This is a genomic window from Clostridium sp. AM34-11AC (assembly GCF_003435375.1).
Classification (GTDB): Bacteria; Bacillota; Clostridia; order Lachnospirales; family Lachnospiraceae; genus Pilosibacter; species Pilosibacter fragilis.
In genome coordinates this window covers 16,731-36,531 of the sequence record NZ_QWGL01000004.1, presented here as the reverse complement: position 1 = coordinate 36,531, position 19,801 = coordinate 16,731, and the positions used below count along the sequence as shown (strand labels likewise).

Below are 19,801 nucleotides of genomic sequence, written 5' to 3'. Positions count from 1 at the left end.
AACGGTTCTGAGGGTCTGCGCATGTGCTGCGCCGACTGTAAGAAAGCATAGTTTGACAGGCAGAAATCCCAGCGACAAAGTCATTCTGAAATGGATTTTTGCGTGTGACAAGGAAAGTGCTGAAGTGTTACATACAAGGAGAAATATATGGTAATCAGAAATGTGGAACTTGAGACCGTCTGCGGTGTGACGAGCACACTGCCGGAGAACACGCTGCCGGAGTTCGCCTTCGCGGGAAAATCAAACGTGGGAAAATCTTCCCTGATCAACGCGCTCATGAACCGGAAAGCGTTGGCGAGAACGTCCTCCCAGCCGGGAAAGACCCAGACGATCAACTTTTATAATATCAACGGAGCTCTCTACTACGTGGATCTCCCCGGCTACGGTTACGCGAAGGTCCCGCAGTCTGAGAAGGTAAAATGGGGCAGGATGATCGAGAATTATCTCCACAAATCCCAGATGTTAAAGTGCGTTTTCCTTCTTGTGGACATCCGCCACGAGCCGTCCGCCAACGACAAGACCATGTACGACTGGGTCGTTTACAACGGATTCCGTCCGGTCATCATTGCCACAAAGCTTGACAAGATCAAGCGCAGCCAGATCCAGAAGCAGGTAAAACTCATCCGCACCGGTCTCGGCATGGAAAAACAGGATATCCTGATCCCGTTCTCCGCCGAGACAAAACAGGGAAGAGAGGACGTCTGGAACCTCATCGACAAGATGGCAGCAGGAGAAGATCTTCTGACTGCCGAGGAGGAGATCCAGGCGGAGAAAGCTGCGGAATGGGCGGCGAAGAAGGCGGCGAAAGAGGCGCAGCAGAACCTTTAAATTTTGGAAGTACTGAAAAACGGCATCTGCCGCAGAATTTTACTGCAGCAGGTGCCGTTTTGACGTACGTTCAGAAATTTGCCGACGGCAGACTTCAAAACGCATATTTTAACCTTTCATCAAGGTCTTCATCACATAAGCGTAGATATCCTGACTCCGCTCCTTCCAGTGGCTGGCCATAGTCTCAGCCTGATCCTTGTCGGGGACGGAGAGGTCGAAGCCGATGAGGACAGATTTGCCTTCCCGGACTTCACAGTGGACGATATAGTCCTGATTTGTGGATTTATAGAAATCGGAGATGACGCCGACCTCGTTTCTTAAGCGGAATTTGTTCTTCTTTAAGTAGCTGTCGATATCCTCGATGATTGCCGGGGAGATGTTGTTTCCGAAGAAGGAGAGAGTGTCATCGCCCTCTTTGGTGATCTCATAGCGGGAGGAGTTGTGGGTGGATTCCATCCGGATCAGCCCCGCTTCTTTCAGTTCGTTTAACGCCTGCTGGAGCGTAAAGTATGTCGTATATTCGTGATCCAGAAAGAAATCCGTGAGCTGGGAGTTTGTCAGCGGAAAATTGACGTGGTCCAGCATGTAGAGGATCATTAATTTGTAGAGCGTGATCGGATCAGATAACATACACGTAGGCTCCTTTGGCAAAAAATCGTTGGTAACGGTGAAAAACACAGTTACACGGAATGCGGTGATCAGGCGGAACCGGTCTTACAGGCAGAACACGGGAAGTTCCTTATAATCACTGCGAATACATCTATTTTACAGGTTTCCACAGCGGTATTCAAGCCCTTTTTCTTCCATCATATGAAAAAGGTCGAAATTTGTAGTGAATTTGATCAGGAAATGTGCTATGATGATACCACGTAATAAATCAGCAGGTCTGAGCATGTGTCTGCGATGACCATAAGAAAGTACAGGCCGGCAGCTGGTTCTGACGATGCGGAATCGGAAGTGTTGGCGGAACCTGCAGCCTTCGTACGTAATCGGATTATAAATATAAGGTGAAAACATATGAGAGAACGGATCATGCGCCTTTCCAGAGGAATCGTGGACGCGGAGATGCCGAAGCTGTTTCTGGATCCTGTGAAGATCGAGGAGACTCTGGGGAGCGATACGGTTTATAAAAGAGAGCTATACTTAGCAAGTGAGAACAATTTATATATCAAAGGCCTTGCCTACTCAAGCCACAGCCGCGTGAAGATCTTAAAGAACGCATTCGGGGGCTTAAGAAACCATATTGTCTACGAAGTCGACACCTCCTGGTGCGAGAACGGAGACCTGATCAAGGGAAACTTCACGCTTGTCACAAACAGCGGAGAACTGGAGGTTCCTTTTCTTTTTCGCGTGGAAATGATCGAGTCTGTCCGTGTCCTGTCCACATTAAAATCTATGGATGATTTTGTGGAGCTGGCGAAAAAGGATATGGAACTGGCGCTGCGCCTCATGGAGTACCGGGATTTTACGGAAGCGCCGCTGTTTAAGGATCTGCGGATCCGCACGATCTATGAAGGCTTAAGGGGACACGGAAACCGCCAGAATGCCCTGGAGGAATTCTTTCTGGCGACGGGAGTGAAGGAACCCATCGAGCTGACCTTATCTACGGCAAAGAAGGTCTATGACAAGCCGAAGGATATCGTGAATGACAAGGTCGTCCTGCGGAAAAATACCTGGGGCTATCTCTATATGGAAGTCCGTGCTGACGGCGATTTCATTGAGATCCCGAAGAAGGTCATCACTCAGGCGGATTTTGAAGAGGACCGTCTGGATCTGCGATTCAGGATCCACCCGGAGAGAATGCACAAGGGAAAGAACCTCGGCGCGATCCGCCTTCTTACCGTCCACGGTGACACCGTGATCCGGATCGAGGCTATGGGAGAGGAGCCGGATAGAAAGCGCGCTGAGGGCGAGATCAGCAAAGCCGGTGTCTGCCGGTACATGAAACTCCGTGAGGCCTACGAGAGCGGTCTCTACGAGAAAAAAGCTGTCCTCGGAAAGATCCAGAACGAGCTGGATGCCATCCGCGGCGCAAACGGCGGTTCTGTGATCCTGTCCCTCCTGCAGGCGGAGACTTATCTGGACGCGGAGAGACCGGATCAGGCGGCTTTATGTCTGGACGATGCGTGGGATACCGTTTCTGCCCTCAGAGACCGGATCGGAACACTCTACTGTTATTACCAGTACCTGCAGTACCGCCTGGAACCGGACGAGGAGAAGAAGGACGCTGTGGTCCGCCTGTTCAGGAAAAAGCTGGAGGACGTCAACGGCCGGTTCTACCTGCAGCTTTTGCAGTTAAAGATGCTGCCGGAGATGTACGAGGAGGAGGAAGCCCTCGCGGAGAGCTTTAAGATGCAGTATAAGAATGGCTGCCGCAGCCCGTTCCTCTATATTGAGACGGTGCGTCTCTTCGGGAAGAATCCGGAACTCTTAAAGACGATGGATGCCTTTGAGATCCATGCCCTCTACTACGGAGTCATGAATGGCCTCGTGGGGCAGGAGATGGCGGAGCGGATCTGCGCGCTGGCGCCGGGAGCGAAGTTCTTCCACCGCCTGTATTACCGCCTGCTTGCAAAGCTCTACGAGAAATACCCGACGAAGGACATGCTGACGGCGGTGTGCTGTCTGTTAATTAAGGGAAATGCCCGCGGAAAAGAGAGCTTTTCCTGGTATGAGAAGGGAATCAATGAGGAGATCAGCCTCACGAGGATCTACGAATATTTCCTCTACGCTCTGCCGGATGATTATGAGAAGATGATGCCGCGTCAGGTACTGCTGTATTTCTCCTATGAGTGCGCCCATCTGGACCAGAAGAGCCGTGCAGCCCTCTATGCCAATGTGGCGGCCTATATTCCGCAGGACGATCCGCTCTATAAAAAGTACGAGCGGGAGATGGAAAAGTTTGCCATGGAGCAGCTTTTCGAGTCCCGGATCAACAGGAGACTTGCGGTGATCTACAAACATATCATTTACCGCGATATGATCGATAATCAGGTGGCCCGGGTGCTGCCCGGTATCTTAAAGGCAAACCGGATCCAGGTGAAGGATGCGGCGATGAAGTATGTGATCGTTTCCAACGAGATCCTGACCGGTGAGGATGCCTACCCGCTGCAGAATCAGACTGCCTATGTGCCGTTGTTCTTTGAAGACAGCGTGATCATGTTCCAGGATACCTTCGGAAACAGGTACATGGACGTGGAATATACGAAGGAACCGGTTCTCGATGAGAAGGAACTGGAAGAAAAATGCTTTGAGATGTACCCGGACCACCCGATGTTAAAGATGAAGGCGTGTCTGGAGATCATGGAGAAAAAGGACCTTGAGAAGGAAGATGTGACCGGGATCGAGACTGTTCTGGATACACTCCCGGTGAAGCCGGCCTACCAGCAGAAAATGCTGACGAGGATCATTTCCTACTACCGTGCGGCGCTTTTCGGCGACGATGAGGCCATGGATGCGGAGGGTGGAGCGTACCTCTTAAAACTTGACAAGAGGACACTCTCCAGACCGGAACGTGTGGATGTCTGCGAGACACTGATCGTCCAGAATTACATGGTTCAGGCATACGAGATGATAAAGGAGTTCGGCGAGGAGCAGATCCGTGTGAAACGTCTCGCGGCTCTGGTATCCCAGCTGATCTTAGACCGGATGTTCGAGGAGGATGACCTGCTCCTCCACCTTGCGGGGCGTGTATTTTCGGACGGACACGGGGACAGCGTGATCCTGGATTATCTCTGCGAGCATTATAACGGCAGCGGGGAATCTATGTTCAGGATCCTTGCGGAAGCAGTGAAGACCCATGTGGAGACATATGACCTTGAGGAGCGCCTGCTGGCCCAGTGCCTTTTCTCCGGCTGTGAGAAGCATATGGACACGGTATTTGACCTTTACGCGTCGAGAAAAGAGACCAGTGATGTGATCGTGAAGGCGTACTTTACAGTGAAGTGTACGGAATACTTCCTGCGTGACACAGTCCCGGGGGATAAGGTATTCGCGTATCTGGAAGGCGCGATCCACGGTATGGAGCTTCGGAAGGTGCCGGAGATCTATCTTCTGGCGCTGGCGAAATTTTATTCGACTCTGGCACAGATTACTGAGGAGCAGAAGGCCCTGCTATCCCGGATGATGGATATCCTTTCCGCCAGAGGTATGGTATTTGCGTGGTACAAGGATCTTGCAAAATATGTGGATATGCCGGGCGAGGTCATGGATAAGGAGATCATCGAGTACCATGGACGGCCGGACGGAAGACCGATCTTAAAGATCCGGATCCTGCCGGACGAAGAAGAGTTCCATGAGGAAGAGATGAACATGGTCTATAAAGGGATCTATGTGCGCCAGAAACTCCTGTTTGACGGTGAGATCATGGAGTACGAGATCTGGGAGAATGAGGACGGAAGACTGGTGAAAAAGGCGGAGGGCGAAGTGACCTGCAGCGAACCGGCAACGGGGGATAAAGGAAACCGCTTCACGGCTTTAAATGCCATGAACCTCTATCTCGGAATGAAGGATGACCGGAAATTAAAAGAAAGCATGACAGAATACGTGATGGACAGTCAGATCGCGAAAAAGCTGTTCCGTCTGGCATAATGAGGGCAAATAAATGGAGAAACTGATCGTTGGCATCGACCTCTGTGATACCTACACTCAGGCGGCTGTTCTGGGCCGTGAGGAGGCGTGGATGCTCCCGACCGTCATCTGCAGAAAAAAATCCGCGGAAGAGTGGTATGTGGGGGAAGATGCATATAAATATACGCTGGTGGGCGAGGGCGTCATCGTTGATAAGCTCCTAAGCCTGGCAGCAAAAGAAGGAACATCCACCATTGGAGGCGTAAAGTACGGTGGAATGGAACTGCTGCAGAGATTTTTAGGCAGCATCCTCGCCATGGTGCGTGCGGAGTATGCCGGACAGAGGATCGATGAGCTGGTCATCAGCCTCAAAAATTTGGAGATGAAGCTTTTGGAGGGACTTACGGCCAGCGTAGAAGCTCTTGGGATCCCGAGAGGAAATGTCCATATCGCAAGCCACACGGAATGCTTCGTCTACTATGTGCTGAACCAGAGAAGAGATGTCTGGGGCGGTCAGGTTGGCATGTTTTCCTTATCCGATGAGGACCTGCGTTACTATGAACTGAAGGTCACGAGAGGACCGCGCCGGATGACAGCCATCGCGGAGCATGAGGAGCTGGAAGAGGGTTTCAGCCTCAGCGTTCTCGATACAGGCTCCGGGGCAAAGATGGCAGACAAGATCCTGTGTGCCTGTGGAGAACGGTTTTTACAGAAAAAGATCTTTTCCTCGATCTTCCTGACGGGAAAAGGTTTCGCGAGAACCGACTGGGCGCCGGAATTTATGAGGCAGATCTGCAACCGGAGAAGAGTCTTCGTGGAGACAGCCATCTTCGCAAAAGGTGCGGCCATGAAGGCTGAGGATTACTTAAACGAGAGCGGTTCCGGATCCTTTGTATGTCTCTGCGAGGGAAAATTAAAGTCCACAGTCTCTCTGGAGGTTATGAAGCGGGATACAAAGACGGAGATCAGTCTGGCATCCGCCGGTGAGAGCTGGTACGAGGCGAGAAGTGTGGTGGAAGTGATCCCGGACGGGGAGAAAGAGATCTGCTTTACGATCACACCGCAGCAGGAGCCAAAGAAAAAAAGGACCGTGAAGATCCCTCTTGAGGGATTTCCGGAGCGCCCGAATAAGACGACGAAGATCCGGGTGGCTGTGGGATTCTTAGATGAGAAGACCATGGTGGTCAAGCTCACGGACCAGGGATTTGGGGAACTGTTCCCGAAAACGGACGCGGTGGTCCGTCAGGAGGTGACATTATGAGCCTGATTCTCTGCAGACAGGAACCGGTAACGGTTCCGCTTTATATCGAGGATCTTGGGATCCATCTCTACTCCTCCCAGGAGCTCTGCTATGTGATCTACAACAATCCGCTGCTGGTGCTGGAGGGATTTATTGATAAACGCCTGACTGAGTTTTTAAGAAGTGAGCTTCGGATGCCGTTTCTCGCGGAACGGGTGGAAAAATGGTTGGACAGCCACGGGGCGACGGAGGAGATTCTGTACCTGATCCTCAAGGAATGTAATTACTATACCCCAAAGGAGCAGGCGGCTTACCGACAGACCGTGAACGGACTGAAAAAACTCTCAGAGGAAGAGTACGAGAAGCGCCGCGCAGATTATTTCTATGGTCTGGATCTTTTCGGAAAAGCGGTCACGATCTACGAGCAGACCTTAGATGGGGCCGGACGCCATCTCTCCGGGGATTTCCGGGGAAAAGTCTGGAACAATATCGCGGCCTGCTACGCGAAACTCTTCTGTTACCAGAAAGCTATGCATGCCTACGAGAATGCCTGGAATGCGAAGCCGGAGGCGGAGTATGTGAAACGCATGTACTTCCTCACGATACTGAATCCGGAGCTTTCGCTTAAGGATAAATTCCGGGAGATGATCGGGGAGGACGATAAGGAAGTCTGGAATAAAGAAGTGGAAGAGGCGAGAGAAGAGTCAGAGAAGGCGCCGGAGACGCTGAAGCTTGCCGCCGTATTCGAGAAAGACCCGGCTGGCCGGATCGCAGCGGCGGGGGATATCCTGAATCAGTGGAAGATGGAATACAGGAGAATGCTGTAGTTTCCCTTGACATTTTATCAGGATTCTACTATATTATGTAAGAGCGGCCGGAAAAATCAGATGACCGTGATATGGAACAGGCGGCTGATAAAGAGACCTGCTCCATGGAATATAAGAAAGGCTGGGAAGAAGAGGAGTACATTTTCTGCACCTTCAGAGAGGACTGATCACAGGCTGGAAGTCGGTCCGGGAATGCAAAAATGGAAGGTAGCTTCGGAGCCGGAATGGTGAAATAAAAAGTAGCTGTTCCCGGGGAGAGACCTCGTTAAGAACGAAGAGATGCTGTTTGGAGGATCGTTCTGGATCCGGACAGTAAATAAAGGTGGTAACGCGGTGATTCGCCCTTTGCATGAGAGTGCAGAGGGCTTTTCTTATATGAGTAAGCAGGGCGATAGCCCGGATTACGAATGTTGGCAGCAGCTGAGGGAGTGCCCGGCAGGCGCACAGCAGCAGCCTTTCGAGAGGAGTACATGATGGTAAAAAAAGATGCAAAACAGAAAAAAGTACGGATCACGAACTGCGAGACCTGCGCCTTTTACACATATGATGACGAGTATGGATATTATGTCTGTGAGGCAGATCTCGACGAGGACGAGATGTCCGCGTTCCTCCGCGGAAGTGACTTTTCCTGCGGTTTTTACCAGGCAGATGATGAGTACGCTGTTGTAAGAAAACAGATGTAAACGAGATGATTTTGTGAGTCTGCGCATTTTGCGCTGATAATAAAAAAGTAAATTGAAAAGCAGTAACTGCTCCACATTTTTGCAGTTACAAAAAAGAAACATGTTGATAAAGTTTTAAGGAGAAGACCATGAAAGAACTGGAAAAGACCTACAATCCGGCGGACATTGAGGACCGTCTGTACCAGAAATGGCTGGACAACAAATATTTCCACGCTGACGCGGAGAGAGGAAGACGCGAGGGCAAAAAGCCGTTTACGATCGTAATGCCGCCGCCGAATATTACAGGACAGCTCCATATGGGACATGCCCTCGACAATACGATGCAGGATATCCTGATCCGTTACAAGAGAATGCAGGGTTATGAGGCACTCTGGCAGCCGGGAACAGACCATGCGGCGATCGCTACCGAGGTCAAGGTCATCGACAAGTTAAAAAAAGAGGGCATCAACAAGAATGACCTTGGACGTGAGGGATTTTTAAAAGAGGCCTGGAAATGGAAAGATGAGTACGGCACAAGGATCATCAAACAGCTCCACAAGCTCGGCTCCTCCGCTGACTGGGACAGAGAGCGTTTCACCATGGACGCAGGCTGTTCTGAGGCTGTTTTAGAAGTATTTACACGCCTTTATGAAAAAGGATATATCTACAAGGGATCCAGGATCATCAACTGGTGTCCGGTCTGCAAGACATCCATCTCCGATGCTGAGGTAGAGCACAAGGAGCAGGACGGCTTCTTCTGGCACATCAACTACCCGATCGTGGGCGAAGAGGGAAGATTTGTCGAGATCGCCACAACGAGACCGGAGACACTGCTCGGCGATACAGCCGTTGCTGTAAACCCGGAGGACGAGCGTTACAAAGACATCATCGGAAAGATGTTAAAGCTTCCACTCACAGACCGCGAGATCCCGGTGATCGCCGACGAGTATGTTGACAAGGAATTCGGAACCGGCTGCGTAAAGATCACACCGGCCCACGACCCGAACGACTTCGAGGTCGGAAAACGCCACAATCTGGAAGAGATCTGCATCATGAACGATGACGCGACCATCAATGTTCCGGGCAAGTACTTCGGCATGGACCGCTACGAGGCGAGAAAAGCCATGGTCGAGGACTTAAAGGAAATGGGCCTTCTCGTGAAAATCGTTCCGCACAGCCACAACGTTGGTACCCATGACCGCTGCGGCACAACCGTAGAGCCGATGGTAAAACCGCAGTGGTTCGTAAAGATGGATGAGATGGCAAAACCGGCCATCGAGGCATTAAAGAGCGGCAAATTAAGATTCGTTCCGGAGAGCTTCGGTAAGACATATCTCCACTGGCTTGAGGGGATCCGCGACTGGTGTATCTCCAGACAGCTCTGGTGGGGACACAGGATCCCGGCTTACTACTGTGAAGAGTGCGGTGAGATGACGGTTGCGAAGATGATGCCGGAGAAGTGCCCGAAGTGCGGCTGCACACATTTAAAGCAGGATGAGGACACCCTTGATACCTGGTTCTCCTCCGCGTTATGGCCGTTCTCTACACTGGGCTGGCCGAAGGAAACCGATGAGATGAAGTACTTCTATCCGACCGACGTTCTCGTTACCGGATACGATATCATCTTCTTCTGGGTTATCCGTATGGTATTCTCGGGACTTGAGCAGACAGGCGAGTGCCCGTTCAACACTGTCCTGATCCATGGTCTTGTCCGCGATTCTCAGGGACGCAAGATGAGTAAGTCCTTAGGAAACGGTATTGATCCGTTAGAGGTGATCGACAAGTACGGCGCGGATGCTCTCCGTATGACACTTATGACAGGAAATGCACCGGGCAACGATATGCGTTTCTACTGGGAGAGAGTCGAGGCCAGCAGAAACTTCGCAAACAAGGTATGGAACGCGAGCCGTTTCATCATGATGAATATCGAGAAAGCGCCGGCAGGCGAGGCAAAGCTTACAGACCTCACGGCAGCAGATAAATGGATCCTCTCCAAGGTCAATGACCTCGCGAAGGAAGTAACGGAAAACATGGACAAGTACGAGCTTGGAATCGCTCTCCAGAAGGTCTACGACTTCGTATGGGAGGAATTCTGTGACTGGTATATCGAGATGGTAAAACCGCGTCTCTGGAACGATGAGGACCGGACGAAGGCGGCTGCGATCTGGACCTTAAAGACGGTTCTGATCAATTCCTTAAAGCTCTTACATCCGTTCATGCCGTTTATCACAGAAGAGATCTTCTGCAATTTACAGGATGAGGAGCCGTCCATCATGATCTCCTCCTGGCCGGTATATAAGGAAGAGTGGAACTTCGCGGCAGACGAGCACGCGGTAGAGGTCATCAAAGAGGCTGTCCGCGCGATCCGTAATGTGCGCACATCCATGAACGTTCCGCCGAGCAGAAAGGCAAAAGTATTTGTTGTGACTGAGGATGCCGATCTCACGGATATCTTCGAGAACAGCCGTGTATTCTTCAGTACCCTTGCTTCCGCCAGTGAGGTAGTGATCCAGAAGGATAAGACAGGAATCGGTGAGGACGCTGTATCCGCAGTGATCCCGAAGGCAGCGATCTATATGCCGTTCGCTGAGCTTGTCGACATCGAGAAGGAGACCGAGCGCTTAAAGAAGGAAGAAGAGCGCCTCACAAAAGAGCTTGCCCGCGTAAACGGAATGCTTGCAAACGAAAAGTTCGTAAGCAAGGCACCGCAGGCGAAGATCGATGAGGAGAAGGCAAAACTCCAGAAGTACACCGAGATGATGGAGCAGGTAAAGACTCGTCTGGCTCAGCTTGGTAAGTAATCGATGAAAATATGACCATGGCATGAAAGTGCTGAATGGTTTCAGCAGGAAAGGACAGCGGGTGGAACATGACCTGCTGTCAGGGCAGCCGCAGGTTTTATGGCCTGTGGCTGTTCATTTTATGGGAGGAGCAGACTGCTGCCGCCACTGTATCATACAGCATTTTTTCGTTCACAAAATACCGTAGGATACAGCAATCCTGTCGAATCTTTCCGACATGTTCTGGTTGCAAAAAATACCATAAACAGGTATCATAAGTGAAAGAAACGCTGCCGTTTACGGCATATATTTTCTGTACCGAGAATAACGCCAGACAGCGTTCCGATTGCAGGTCACAACAGGAGGCGATTTCTTGGAGTACATAACGATGCAGGAAGTCTGGGATCAGATCGAGGCGATCCCGGGATATGCGAGAAAAAAGAGCAGTCTTTTAAAAGTACGGGAATTTCTTGGTATTCTTGGAGAACCGGACCGGAAATTTCAAGTGATCCATGTGGCGGGAACCAACGGAAAAGGTTCCGTCTGCGCATTCCTTACTTCCATGATCCGGGAAGCAAAAATTCCCTGTGGGTCATTCTTGTCCCCCCATCTTGTGGATATCCGGGAGCGGTTCCTTATAAATGGGGAGATGGTCCCGGAGCCGGAATTTATCAGGGCATTCCTGGAGGTACAGCATGCCTGCAGGATATGGGAAAGGAGAGGAGAGCCCCATCCCACCTATTTTGAATTTTTATTTTACATGGGACTCTGCATATTCCGGAACGCGGGTGTGAGGGTGCTCGTGTTAGAGACAGGAATGGGCGGAACTTACGATGTGACGAATGTTGTGGAAAATCCGCTTGTCTCCGTCATCACGTCCATCAGCATCGATCATACAGCGTTTTTAGGATCCACGATCCCGGAGATCGCGGCACATAAAGCGGGGATCATAAAGTCCCGGCGTCCTGTGGTGTATGATGACAGTTCATCGGAAGCAGCGGCGGTGATCTTTGCGAAAGCAAAGGAGATGAAATCTGAAGGATTTCCAGTGACGCCGGATGAAGTCTGTCGCGGGATCCGGCCTTGTCTCGTAAAATCTCCGGATCCGGGCGTGGCAGGACATCAGGAAATGAGCTTTTCCTATCGTGGTGAAGAGATTTTGTTTGAGATCCCATTTGCAGCTCCCTACCAGCTCATGAACGCAGCTCTGGCGATCCGGGCATTGGAGGTTTCCGGACTTCCGGTGGCGCCTGGACAGGCGGCAGAGGGAGTAAAAAAGGCAAAATGGCCTGCAAGAATGGAGGAGATCAGCACTGGTGTCTACCTCGACGGGGCCCACAATGCGGATGGGATCCGGGCATTTCTCGACGCGGCCTGCAGATTAAAGGAACTTCGGAAGCCGGATCATGTGCGGATCCTGTTTGCGGTCTCCGCGGACAAGGATCATCAACGGATGCTGCGTGAGATTGCAGAGCGGCTGAAACCGGATCTGTGGATCTTATCGAAAATGGAGTCACACCGGACCCTCTCCGTGGAGGATTTGGAAGCGGCGGCAGAAAAGTTGCGGGCGGAATATGGAGAAGAGACGGAGTACCGGGTGAGCCGGGATGTGAAACATGCCGTGAAGGAATTGCTTGGCCTGCATGGGGAACGGGATCTTTCGCTTATCGCGGGGTCACTGTATCTTGCGGGGGAAGTAAAGGAACAGATCAGCAAAAGCACAAGTTAACCGGACCGTTCCGGTATGCGGCAAATAAAGCAGAACAGGGAACCGCAGAACTGATCAACAGAGCATTTTCAGGTGCAGATTGACATGCGGTGAGTTCCGGTGACAGTATGCTGCTGCCGGGACACCAAAGGAGGAAGAAAAATGATCAACTTTGAGGAAGAGATCGAGCGCTTCAAGCCGAGTCTTGAGGTGGAGGCGGTCAGCGACGCCATCGTAAAAAGCGATCTCACAGATATGGCAGATATTATGATGGACATCATGAAGGATATCAAAAAGGAAAAGTAATATATGGATGAGATGCAGAAGATCCAGTACGCGGCCAACAGCTACTACAACCGCGGTCTGGAAATGGCAAAGGAGAGAAACCTTTCCGGGGCGGCGAGATTCTTAAAACGCGCCCTGCAGTTTAATAAATACCACACAGATGCCAGAAACCTTCTTGGACTGATCTTTTACGAGATGGGTGAGACGTCAGATGCGCTGATCCAGTGGGTCATCAGCATCAATCTCCAGCCGGACGGAAACCGGGCAGACTATTACCTCGATGAGGTCCAGAGAAAGCCGGGACAGCTTGAGATCGCAAGCCAGATGGTAAAGAAGTTCAATCAGGCATTATTCTATGCCCAGAATGACAGTGATGATCTGGCGGTCCTGCAGCTTAAGAGGATTGTCGACGAGAAGCCGAATTTCGTGAAAGCGCATCTGCTTCTGGCGCTTCTCTACATGGAGCACGGGGACTACACGAAAGCCGGAAAATCCCTGTTCAAGGTACTTCAGATCGATAACAATAACGAGAAAGCCACCCGGTACATGGAATACGTAAAGAGCCGGACCGGCAAGGCGGAGGTCGAGAAACGGAAGATGAAGAACGCGTTTTCCCACAGGGAGATGCAGGACGATGACGTTATTCTGCCTCCGACCTACAAGGAGAACACGGGCTGGCAGTCCATCATCAACATCGGTATTGGTCTTGTCCTGGGTGCGGTCATGGTCGTGTTCCTCATCATGCCGGCGAGGGAGCGAACGTTAAACTATGAACATAATCAGGAGATGCAGTCCTACACGGATAAGTTAAATATCGCGAACCAGGAGACGGACAAGTTGAAGCTCCAGGTTGAGGATTACCAGAAGCAGAAGGAGGACGCGGAAGGCCAGTTAAATGACTTAAAGGGCGATTCCGGAAGCACGGTGAACCAGTACGCGGCGCTCGCAAAGATCCTGGACGCGTACCGCAAAGGGGATACGAACACGGCGGTTCTGACTTATGTGGATATGGATCAGTCGAAGATCACGGATGACAGCTCTGTGGCGATCTTAAATGAAATCAAGGCGGACATGGATGCCAACGCCCCGACAGTCCTTATGGCGGCAGCAGCCCAGTCAAACTCTGTCGGGGACTACGACTCAGCGCTCCGCTATTATGAGAGATATATGGAATTCAACGATAAGAACCCGGAAGTCATCTACAACATGGGAATGGTATACAAGGCAAAGGGCGATACCGACAACGCGAACCAGATGTTCGGACAGGTCATCATGAACTTTGCGGATTCGGAGTTTGCGGAGAAGGCGAAGGAAGAGAGAGGATACTAAGGAGCAATTCTGGTTTCTGTTTCACAGAGAGTGTATAGAGGTTCGTTGATAAAACTTACTTCAAAAAAACTTAAAAGAGACTTTACAGAAGAAAATACTGTGAGGTCTCTTTTTTGTTGTTTCAGACTAGAAAACTACAGGAGAATGGATTTAGAAAGCTGTTTTGAGGTAAGAAAAATTTGTGAAAATCAGCCTCGCATTGGGATACAGGCTGTGGGCTGAATTTGGCTGCAAAATTTTGAAATGGGAGGAAAAATTTATGGAAGATTCATTCGTATACGAGGCAAAAGGCCCCACACTCATCATTCACCTGCCGAAGGAGTTCGACCATCACAACTGCCGGAATCTGAGATATGAGACGGACCTTCTGATGGCGGAAAATTATGTCTCCAGAATCATTTTCGATTTTACGCGTACCCGGTTCATGGACAGCTCCGGCATCGGCGTCCTCTTAAACCGCTACAAGCAGATGAAAGCAGGCCATACCGGTTTTTACGGTGCCTGCCCGCAGGTGATGCGGGTTTTAAAGGTTGCGGGAATTCTGGGGCTGATGCATCAGTATGAGTCAAAAGAAGAAGCAATCTACAGCAGGGAGGTATAGGGATGGAAGAGACAGGACAGACCGTACAGGAAACGCAGAAAGTACAGGCAGAGCAGACTGGAGAGAACGGGAAAAATGTAGGAATGCCGGAGTGTGAGACTATGGAACTTATTATGGAGAGCCGGTCAGAGAACGAGGAGTTCGCGAGAGTCGTGGCAGCCGTTTTCGCGAGCCGTCTGGACCCGACGCTGGAGGAACTGGACGATATCAAGACCGCCGTGTCGGAGGCAGTGACGAACGCGGTGATCCACGGATACCGGGGACAGGAAGGAAAGATCTATCTTTCGGCGACGGCATGGGAAAAGGAACAGCTGCTTTCTGTGACGGTGCGGGATGAGGGCGTCGGGATCCGCGACGTGGAGCAGGCCATGGAACCCATGTTCACCACATGTCCGGAGGACGGGAGGTCCGGCATGGGATTCTCCTTCATGGAGGCCTTCATGGACCGGGTGGAGGTGGTCTCCGCACCGGGAAAGGGAACCTCCGTCACCATGAAAAAGAAGATCGGCAGGTGACGGGATGGCGGACACTGCGGAACTCTTAAAACGTTCACACGCAGGGGATAAAGAGGCGAGGGACCGCCTCGTCATGGAGAACGCGGGCCTTGTCTGGAGTATCGTCCGGAGATTTATCGGGAGAGGACCGGAACCGGATGACCTGTTCCAGATCGGGAACATCGGTCTTATAAAGGCCATCGACCATTTCGACACAGAATTGGGCGTCCGGTTTTCCACCTATGCCGTTCCCATGATCACCGGGGAGATCAGGAGATTTCTCCGGGATGACGGGATGATCAAGGTCAGCAGGCCACTAAAGGAACTGGCGGGAAAAGTCGGGGCGGCGAGAGAAAAGCTGGAAGCGGACCTCGGGCGGGAGCCGACAGTGGAGGAGCTTGCAAGGTCGGTGGGAGCCAGCCGTGAGGAGGTTGCGGCATCCATGGAAGCTGGGGCGAGAGTCGGATCCATCTACGAGCCCTTCGATGCCGGGGATGAATCCGGAGGCTGCCTGGCGGATAAGATCGCGGAAAAGACATCGGAGAATGACAGGGTCCTGGACCGGATCGTGCTGGCGGAGCTTTTATCCGGTCTCGGGGAGAAGGAACAGCAGATCATAAAAATGCGGTATTTTGAAAATATGACCCAGACCGTGATCGCAGGGCGGCTTGGAATCTCCCAGGTGCAGGTGTCGCGGCTGGAGAAGAAGATCTTGAGGGAGATGAGGGAGAGACTGACTTCATAAAAGATGAAAATGATTCTGCCCATGGTTATGTATAATGTCCGTTGATTCGGAACATCCTATTTGCGTAAAGCAATGCGATAAACAGGATGAGAAGGTGGAATATTATGAAACCGTTAAAGGACTATGTGGAGATCATTTTTGCGGTGCTGGCGCTGACGGTACTGGTGTTTGTGTTCTGGTATTTTCTCGTGGCGGTCCCGGCAAAGAAAGCGGAGCAGTCGGGGACATTCGTGATGGTGCCGGGGACGGAAATGGAAGTCTGCCGAGGCACTGTCACAGGGGTTTTAAAGACCATTGGGGATATGGACAGAAAGCCGTGGAGCGCATGAGCAGCACGACGATCTACTTAAAGCTTCCCCAGGTGAAGGAAGTTTATGAGCCGGAGGTGTACCTCGGAATGATCGCCGATGTCCACAGCAGCGACAGGGCTGCGGAGGCGAAGGCGAAAGCCGTGAAAATTACCTCATTTTCCGGGAAGGGAAAAGAGGCAGCGTTTGTTGGAAATGTCATGGAACTCGTGGAAAAGATCGAGAAGACCGGTCAGAATATCCAGGTGGACAATCTCGGGGAATCGGATTTCGTGGTCACATACCGGGCAGGGAAGAAGAAAAGTCTGGTATGGGAGTGGATGAAGACGGCCATGGTGTCCGCAGTGGCGTTTTTCGGGGCGGCGTTTGCCATCATGACATTCAACAACGACGCCAACGTGACGGATGTGTTCGCGAAGCTCTATGAGATGATCATCGGGACCCGGGCGGACGGACCGACGATCCTGGAGGCGTCCTACTCCGTGGGACTGGCCCTGGGGATTTTATTGTTCTTCAATCATTTCGCCTCCTGGAAGATCACGGTGGACCCTACGCCCATAGAGGTGGAGATGCGGCTCTACGAGGAGAACTTAAATAAGACGTTGATCAAAAATGGCGGGAGAAAGGAGTCAGGGGTCGATGTATCTTAAGCTTGGGATTCTGGCCTTTGCAGGCCTCAGTGCCGGGGCAGTGATCGCTGCCGGAATCTTTGCCTTCCTCGCCATCATCGGCGTGTTTCCGAGACTCATCGGCGTGACCCACACGGCGGAGCATGTGATCCTCTATGAGACGCTTCTGATCCTCGGGGGAACATGGGGGAATCTGGCGGACTTCTACAGCGTGGCGTTTCCGTTCCCTGGAAAGTTTGTGCTCGCAGTGTGTGGGACGGCTGTCGGAATTTTCGTGGGATGCCTTGTGATGTCTTTGGCGGAAACGCTAAAGGCACTGCCGATCCTGAACCGCCGGATCGGGCTGGCGGTGGGGCTGCAGTATGTGATCCTGGCGGTGGCTGCGGGAAAGGCATTTGGATCGGCAGTGTATTTTCTGCGGGGATTCGGATGATTTATCTCAGTGGGAGTCTGATCTCCGACTGAGATAAACGCTCCGCGAGGATGCGCAGTGATTCTGATAGGAATCTGTCAGCTTCGCTGACCAGAATCACGCGCCAAGTCTCACGAACGTTCAATTTGAAAGTATACATGGAGGAATTTATGGAGATCGATAAGAAAGAGTACGGAAAATATGTGAAGCAGGTGACACCGGTCCACAACACCTGGAAGAACCTCTGGCGGGCGTTTCTCGTTGGCGGACTGATCTGCATGCTGGGACAGGTATTCACATCCGTCTACATGTCCTTCGGGATCGAGAAGGAGAGCGCGGCGGCGTGGACGACATTGAGTCTCATCGGCCTCAGCGTGATCCTGACGGGGTTTCATGTGTACCAGAAGATCGTAAAATTCGGTGGAGCCGGAGCCCTGGTTCCCATCACAGGATTTGCGAATTCCGTGGTGTCCCCGGCAATCGAGTACAAGGCGGAGGGCCATGTCTTCGGGATCGGCTGCAAGATCTTTACGATCGCGGGACCGGTGATCCTCTACGGGATCCTTGCGAGCTGGGTGCTGGGGATGGTGAAGTATTTCTGGAGATACTTGTAAACGAACCGGCAGGAACGTATAATGGAGAGAGAAGATGCGGCGGCTGTGTAGCATATGAACAGCGTCAGCATGGAATAAACGGAGGAAAACGTGAAATCAGTATCGATCTATACGCTCACAAGAAATCAGAATATTTCCTGCGTCCAGAAGCTGGAGAGACAGATGTCGGGGCGCGGGTACTTTTTGAAGATGCGGGAGTGGGAGCTTGACAGCATGAAGGCCTTTGTGAGGGAATTGGAGACGCATATGGACGAGGTGTATGCGCTTTGGTTCTTTTACTCGTTTCAGATTCCGAGACTGGGAAAGGAGTTTGACCTTCTGCAGATCAGGGAGGACCAGATCGTGAATGTGGAGCTGAAGAGCGGAGCAGTCTCCGATGAGGCACTGCGGAAACAGTTGATACAGAACCGATATTATCTCGCGGTGCAGGGAAAGACGATCCGGTCCTATACATATATCAGCAGCCAGAACCGGCTTGTCCGCCTTACGAACCACGACCGGATCGTGGACGCGGACTGGGAACAGCTCTGCGCGGATCTGAGGGATGGCGGAAAGGACTATGAGGGCGATGTGGAGGAGCTGTTTCAGGCGGAACTGTATCTGATCTCGCCTCTCACAGAGCCGGAGCGATTCCTGAACAAGGAATATTTCCTGACTGCCCAGCAGCGGGATATCGAACGCCAGATCTTAAAGAAAATCCGGGCGGAGCGGACCGGGGCGTACTGGTTTACGGGACTTCCGGGGACGGGAAAGACGCTGCTGCTCTACGATATCGCTATGAAGCTTTCCGGGAAGCAGAGGGTCTGCATGATCCACTGCGGGGAGAGCAAGAAGGACTGGAAGCGGCTTCATGAGAGACTTCGGCGGGTGGAGTATCTGCCAGATTCCGAAATTGGGGCGGAGTGCGGTCTGGAAGAGTGTTCCGCGGTTCTGGTGGATGAGGCACATCTTCTTGAGCCTGGGGCGAGGGAGCTGCTGGCTGGGATCAGTACCCGGCGGCCGGTGATCTTTTCCGGGGACTGCGAGGATGTGATCTCGCCGGATGAGCTGGGGGAGAGCGCTGAGATGGTGTGGAAATCTGTGCCGGGTGTGCAGACATTCCGGATGACGAACCGGATCCGGACGAACGCAGAGCTGTCTGTTTTTATCCAGAATATGATGCGCCTGACCAGAGGAAAGGGGAGACGGATGTATCCCCATGTCTCGGCTGGGTACGGGAATGATGAGGAGGAAGCAGAGAAGCTTTTAAAAGGGTATCTGGCGCTGGGATATCGGTATTTTGAGGAGAATGCCGGGAGCAGCGAGGATGTGGAGCGGCTTGTCGTTTTGCTGGATGAGAGATATTTTTATGATGAGACGGGATATCTGCGGTCTGGGAACCGGAGTGTAAGGCGGCTGTTTCACCGGCTGAACCAGGCAAAGGAGGAGCTGGCATTTGTGGTGAAAAAGAATGAGGCGGTGTACTCGGTGATTTTGGGGCTGCTTCAGGCGATGTGAGTGAAAAATTTATAGAATGTGTGTCGTGGGAAAAGATGCGGAAATTCGAGGTGGACTTCGGATTCCTGCATCTTTTTGTTTGTTTTGGGGATGCTATGCTGATTATTTGACACAAAATCTTACATTTGTGAAGTAATCAATTTCGTCATCAAAGTTTTCAATTACATCATTTTGGGTAGAAATGATTAAATTGCCGATACTCTGCGGGGTGTCGGCATTTTGTTTGGCGAAAAAAATCTGTAAAAATGCGGAAAACACTTGCAATGGCGGTAG

18 protein-coding genes and 1 other annotated feature are annotated in these 19,801 nt (G+C 51.6%); of the genes, 17 read left to right on the top strand and 1 reads right to left on the bottom strand.

The genetic code is table 11. The annotated features are described in order from the left end of the window. Positions 1-147 precede the first annotated feature (147 nt). On the top strand, positions 148-828 hold the full coding sequence (yihA, locus tag DW826_RS04605; RefSeq protein ID WP_117471855.1) for a ribosome biogenesis GTP-binding protein YihA/YsxC: 681 nt from the start codon (positions 148-150) through the stop codon (positions 826-828). Positions 829-936: 108 nt separating this feature from the next. On the opposite strand, the gene DW826_RS04600 is transcribed toward yihA, so the two are convergent. Further along, positions 937-1,458: a DUF4364 family protein gene (locus tag DW826_RS04600; protein ID WP_117471856.1), complete on the bottom strand. Its 522-nt coding sequence runs from the start codon at positions 1,456-1,458 to the stop codon at positions 937-939. Positions 1,459-1,845: 387 nt separating this feature from the next. On the opposite strand from DW826_RS04600, the gene DW826_RS04595 reads away from it, so the two are divergent. The 16 genes from DW826_RS04595 to DW826_RS04520 all read left to right on the top strand — a co-directional run bounded on the left by DW826_RS04595 (position 1,846) and on the right by DW826_RS04520 (position 19,528). Further along, positions 1,846-5,418: a DUF5717 family protein gene (locus DW826_RS04595; protein ID WP_117471857.1), complete on the top strand. Its 3,573-nt coding sequence runs from the start codon at positions 1,846-1,848 to the stop codon at positions 5,416-5,418. Between the two features lie 13 nt (positions 5,419-5,431). Next, positions 5,432-6,658: a DUF5716 family protein gene (locus DW826_RS04590; RefSeq protein ID WP_117471858.1), complete on the top strand. Its 1,227-nt coding sequence runs from the start codon at positions 5,432-5,434 to the stop codon at positions 6,656-6,658. Beyond that, entirely contained in the window at positions 6,655-7,464 is an 810-nt protein-coding gene (locus DW826_RS04585; protein ID WP_117471859.1) for a hypothetical protein, read from the top strand. Before DW826_RS04590 ends, DW826_RS04585 begins: the two co-directional genes overlap by 4 nt. 114 nt (positions 7,465-7,578) lie before the next feature. After that, positions 7,579-7,813: a binding site (T-box leader), on the top strand. A 124-nt stretch (positions 7,814-7,937) separates the two neighbouring features. Then, positions 7,938-8,147, top strand: a complete 210-nt coding sequence (locus DW826_RS04575) for a DUF6472 family protein (protein ID WP_117471860.1) — start codon at positions 7,938-7,940, stop codon at positions 8,145-8,147. Positions 8,148-8,275: 128 nt separating this feature from the next. Beyond that, a complete protein-coding gene (locus DW826_RS04570) occupies positions 8,276-10,927 on the top strand; it encodes a valine--tRNA ligase (protein WP_015554817.1) in 2,652 nt (883 codons plus the stop codon). Positions 10,928-11,279: 352 nt separating this feature from the next. Next, complete coding sequence (locus tag DW826_RS04565) at positions 11,280-12,635, top strand: folylpolyglutamate synthase/dihydrofolate synthase family protein (protein ID WP_117552179.1); 1,356 nt, start codon at positions 11,280-11,282, stop codon at positions 12,633-12,635. A gap of 141 nt (positions 12,636-12,776) precedes the next feature. Beyond that, positions 12,777-12,920 carry a hypothetical protein gene (locus tag DW826_RS18195; RefSeq protein ID WP_015554816.1) on the top strand — a complete coding sequence of 48 codons (144 nt, stop codon included), beginning with the start codon at positions 12,777-12,779 and terminating at the stop codon, positions 12,918-12,920. A 3-nt stretch (positions 12,921-12,923) separates the two neighbouring features. Next, entirely contained in the window at positions 12,924-14,228 is a 1,305-nt protein-coding gene (locus DW826_RS04560; protein WP_117469824.1) for a tetratricopeptide repeat protein, read from the top strand. Between the two features lie 259 nt (positions 14,229-14,487). Continuing rightward, positions 14,488-14,829, top strand: coding sequence for an anti-sigma factor antagonist (locus DW826_RS04555; RefSeq protein ID WP_117469823.1), 342 nt, complete (start codon positions 14,488-14,490; stop codon positions 14,827-14,829). 2 nt (positions 14,830-14,831) lie between these two features. Next, positions 14,832-15,344: an anti-sigma F factor gene (gene spoIIAB, locus DW826_RS04550; RefSeq protein WP_345941790.1), complete on the top strand. Its 513-nt coding sequence runs from the start codon at positions 14,832-14,834 to the stop codon at positions 15,342-15,344. Positions 15,345-15,348: 4 nt separating this feature from the next. Beyond that, on the top strand, positions 15,349-16,068 hold the full coding sequence (locus DW826_RS04545; RefSeq protein WP_117469822.1) for a SigB/SigF/SigG family RNA polymerase sigma factor: 720 nt from the start codon (positions 15,349-15,351) through the stop codon (positions 16,066-16,068). Positions 16,069-16,172: 104 nt separating this feature from the next. Then, positions 16,173-16,397, top strand: a complete 225-nt coding sequence (locus DW826_RS04540; RefSeq protein ID WP_117552178.1) for a hypothetical protein — start codon at positions 16,173-16,175, stop codon at positions 16,395-16,397. After that, positions 16,394-17,026 (top strand): stage V sporulation protein AA, encoded by a 633-nt coding sequence (locus DW826_RS04535; protein ID WP_117552177.1) that lies wholly within the window; start codon positions 16,394-16,396, stop codon positions 17,024-17,026. Before DW826_RS04540 ends, DW826_RS04535 begins: the two co-directional genes overlap by 4 nt. Continuing rightward, positions 17,016-17,438 carry a stage V sporulation protein AB gene (locus DW826_RS04530; protein ID WP_117552176.1) on the top strand — a complete coding sequence of 141 codons (423 nt, stop codon included), beginning with the start codon at positions 17,016-17,018 and terminating at the stop codon, positions 17,436-17,438. The genes DW826_RS04535 and DW826_RS04530 overlap by 11 nt, the downstream gene beginning before the upstream one ends. A gap of 149 nt (positions 17,439-17,587) precedes the next feature. Beyond that, on the top strand, positions 17,588-18,031 hold the full coding sequence (locus DW826_RS04525) for a SpoVA/SpoVAEb family sporulation membrane protein (protein WP_015554808.1): 444 nt from the start codon (positions 17,588-17,590) through the stop codon (positions 18,029-18,031). A gap of 90 nt (positions 18,032-18,121) precedes the next feature. Further along, on the top strand, positions 18,122-19,528 hold the full coding sequence (locus DW826_RS04520; RefSeq protein ID WP_117469820.1) for an ATP-binding protein: 1,407 nt from the start codon (positions 18,122-18,124) through the stop codon (positions 19,526-19,528). The last annotated feature ends 273 nt before the right edge of the window (positions 19,529-19,801 follow it).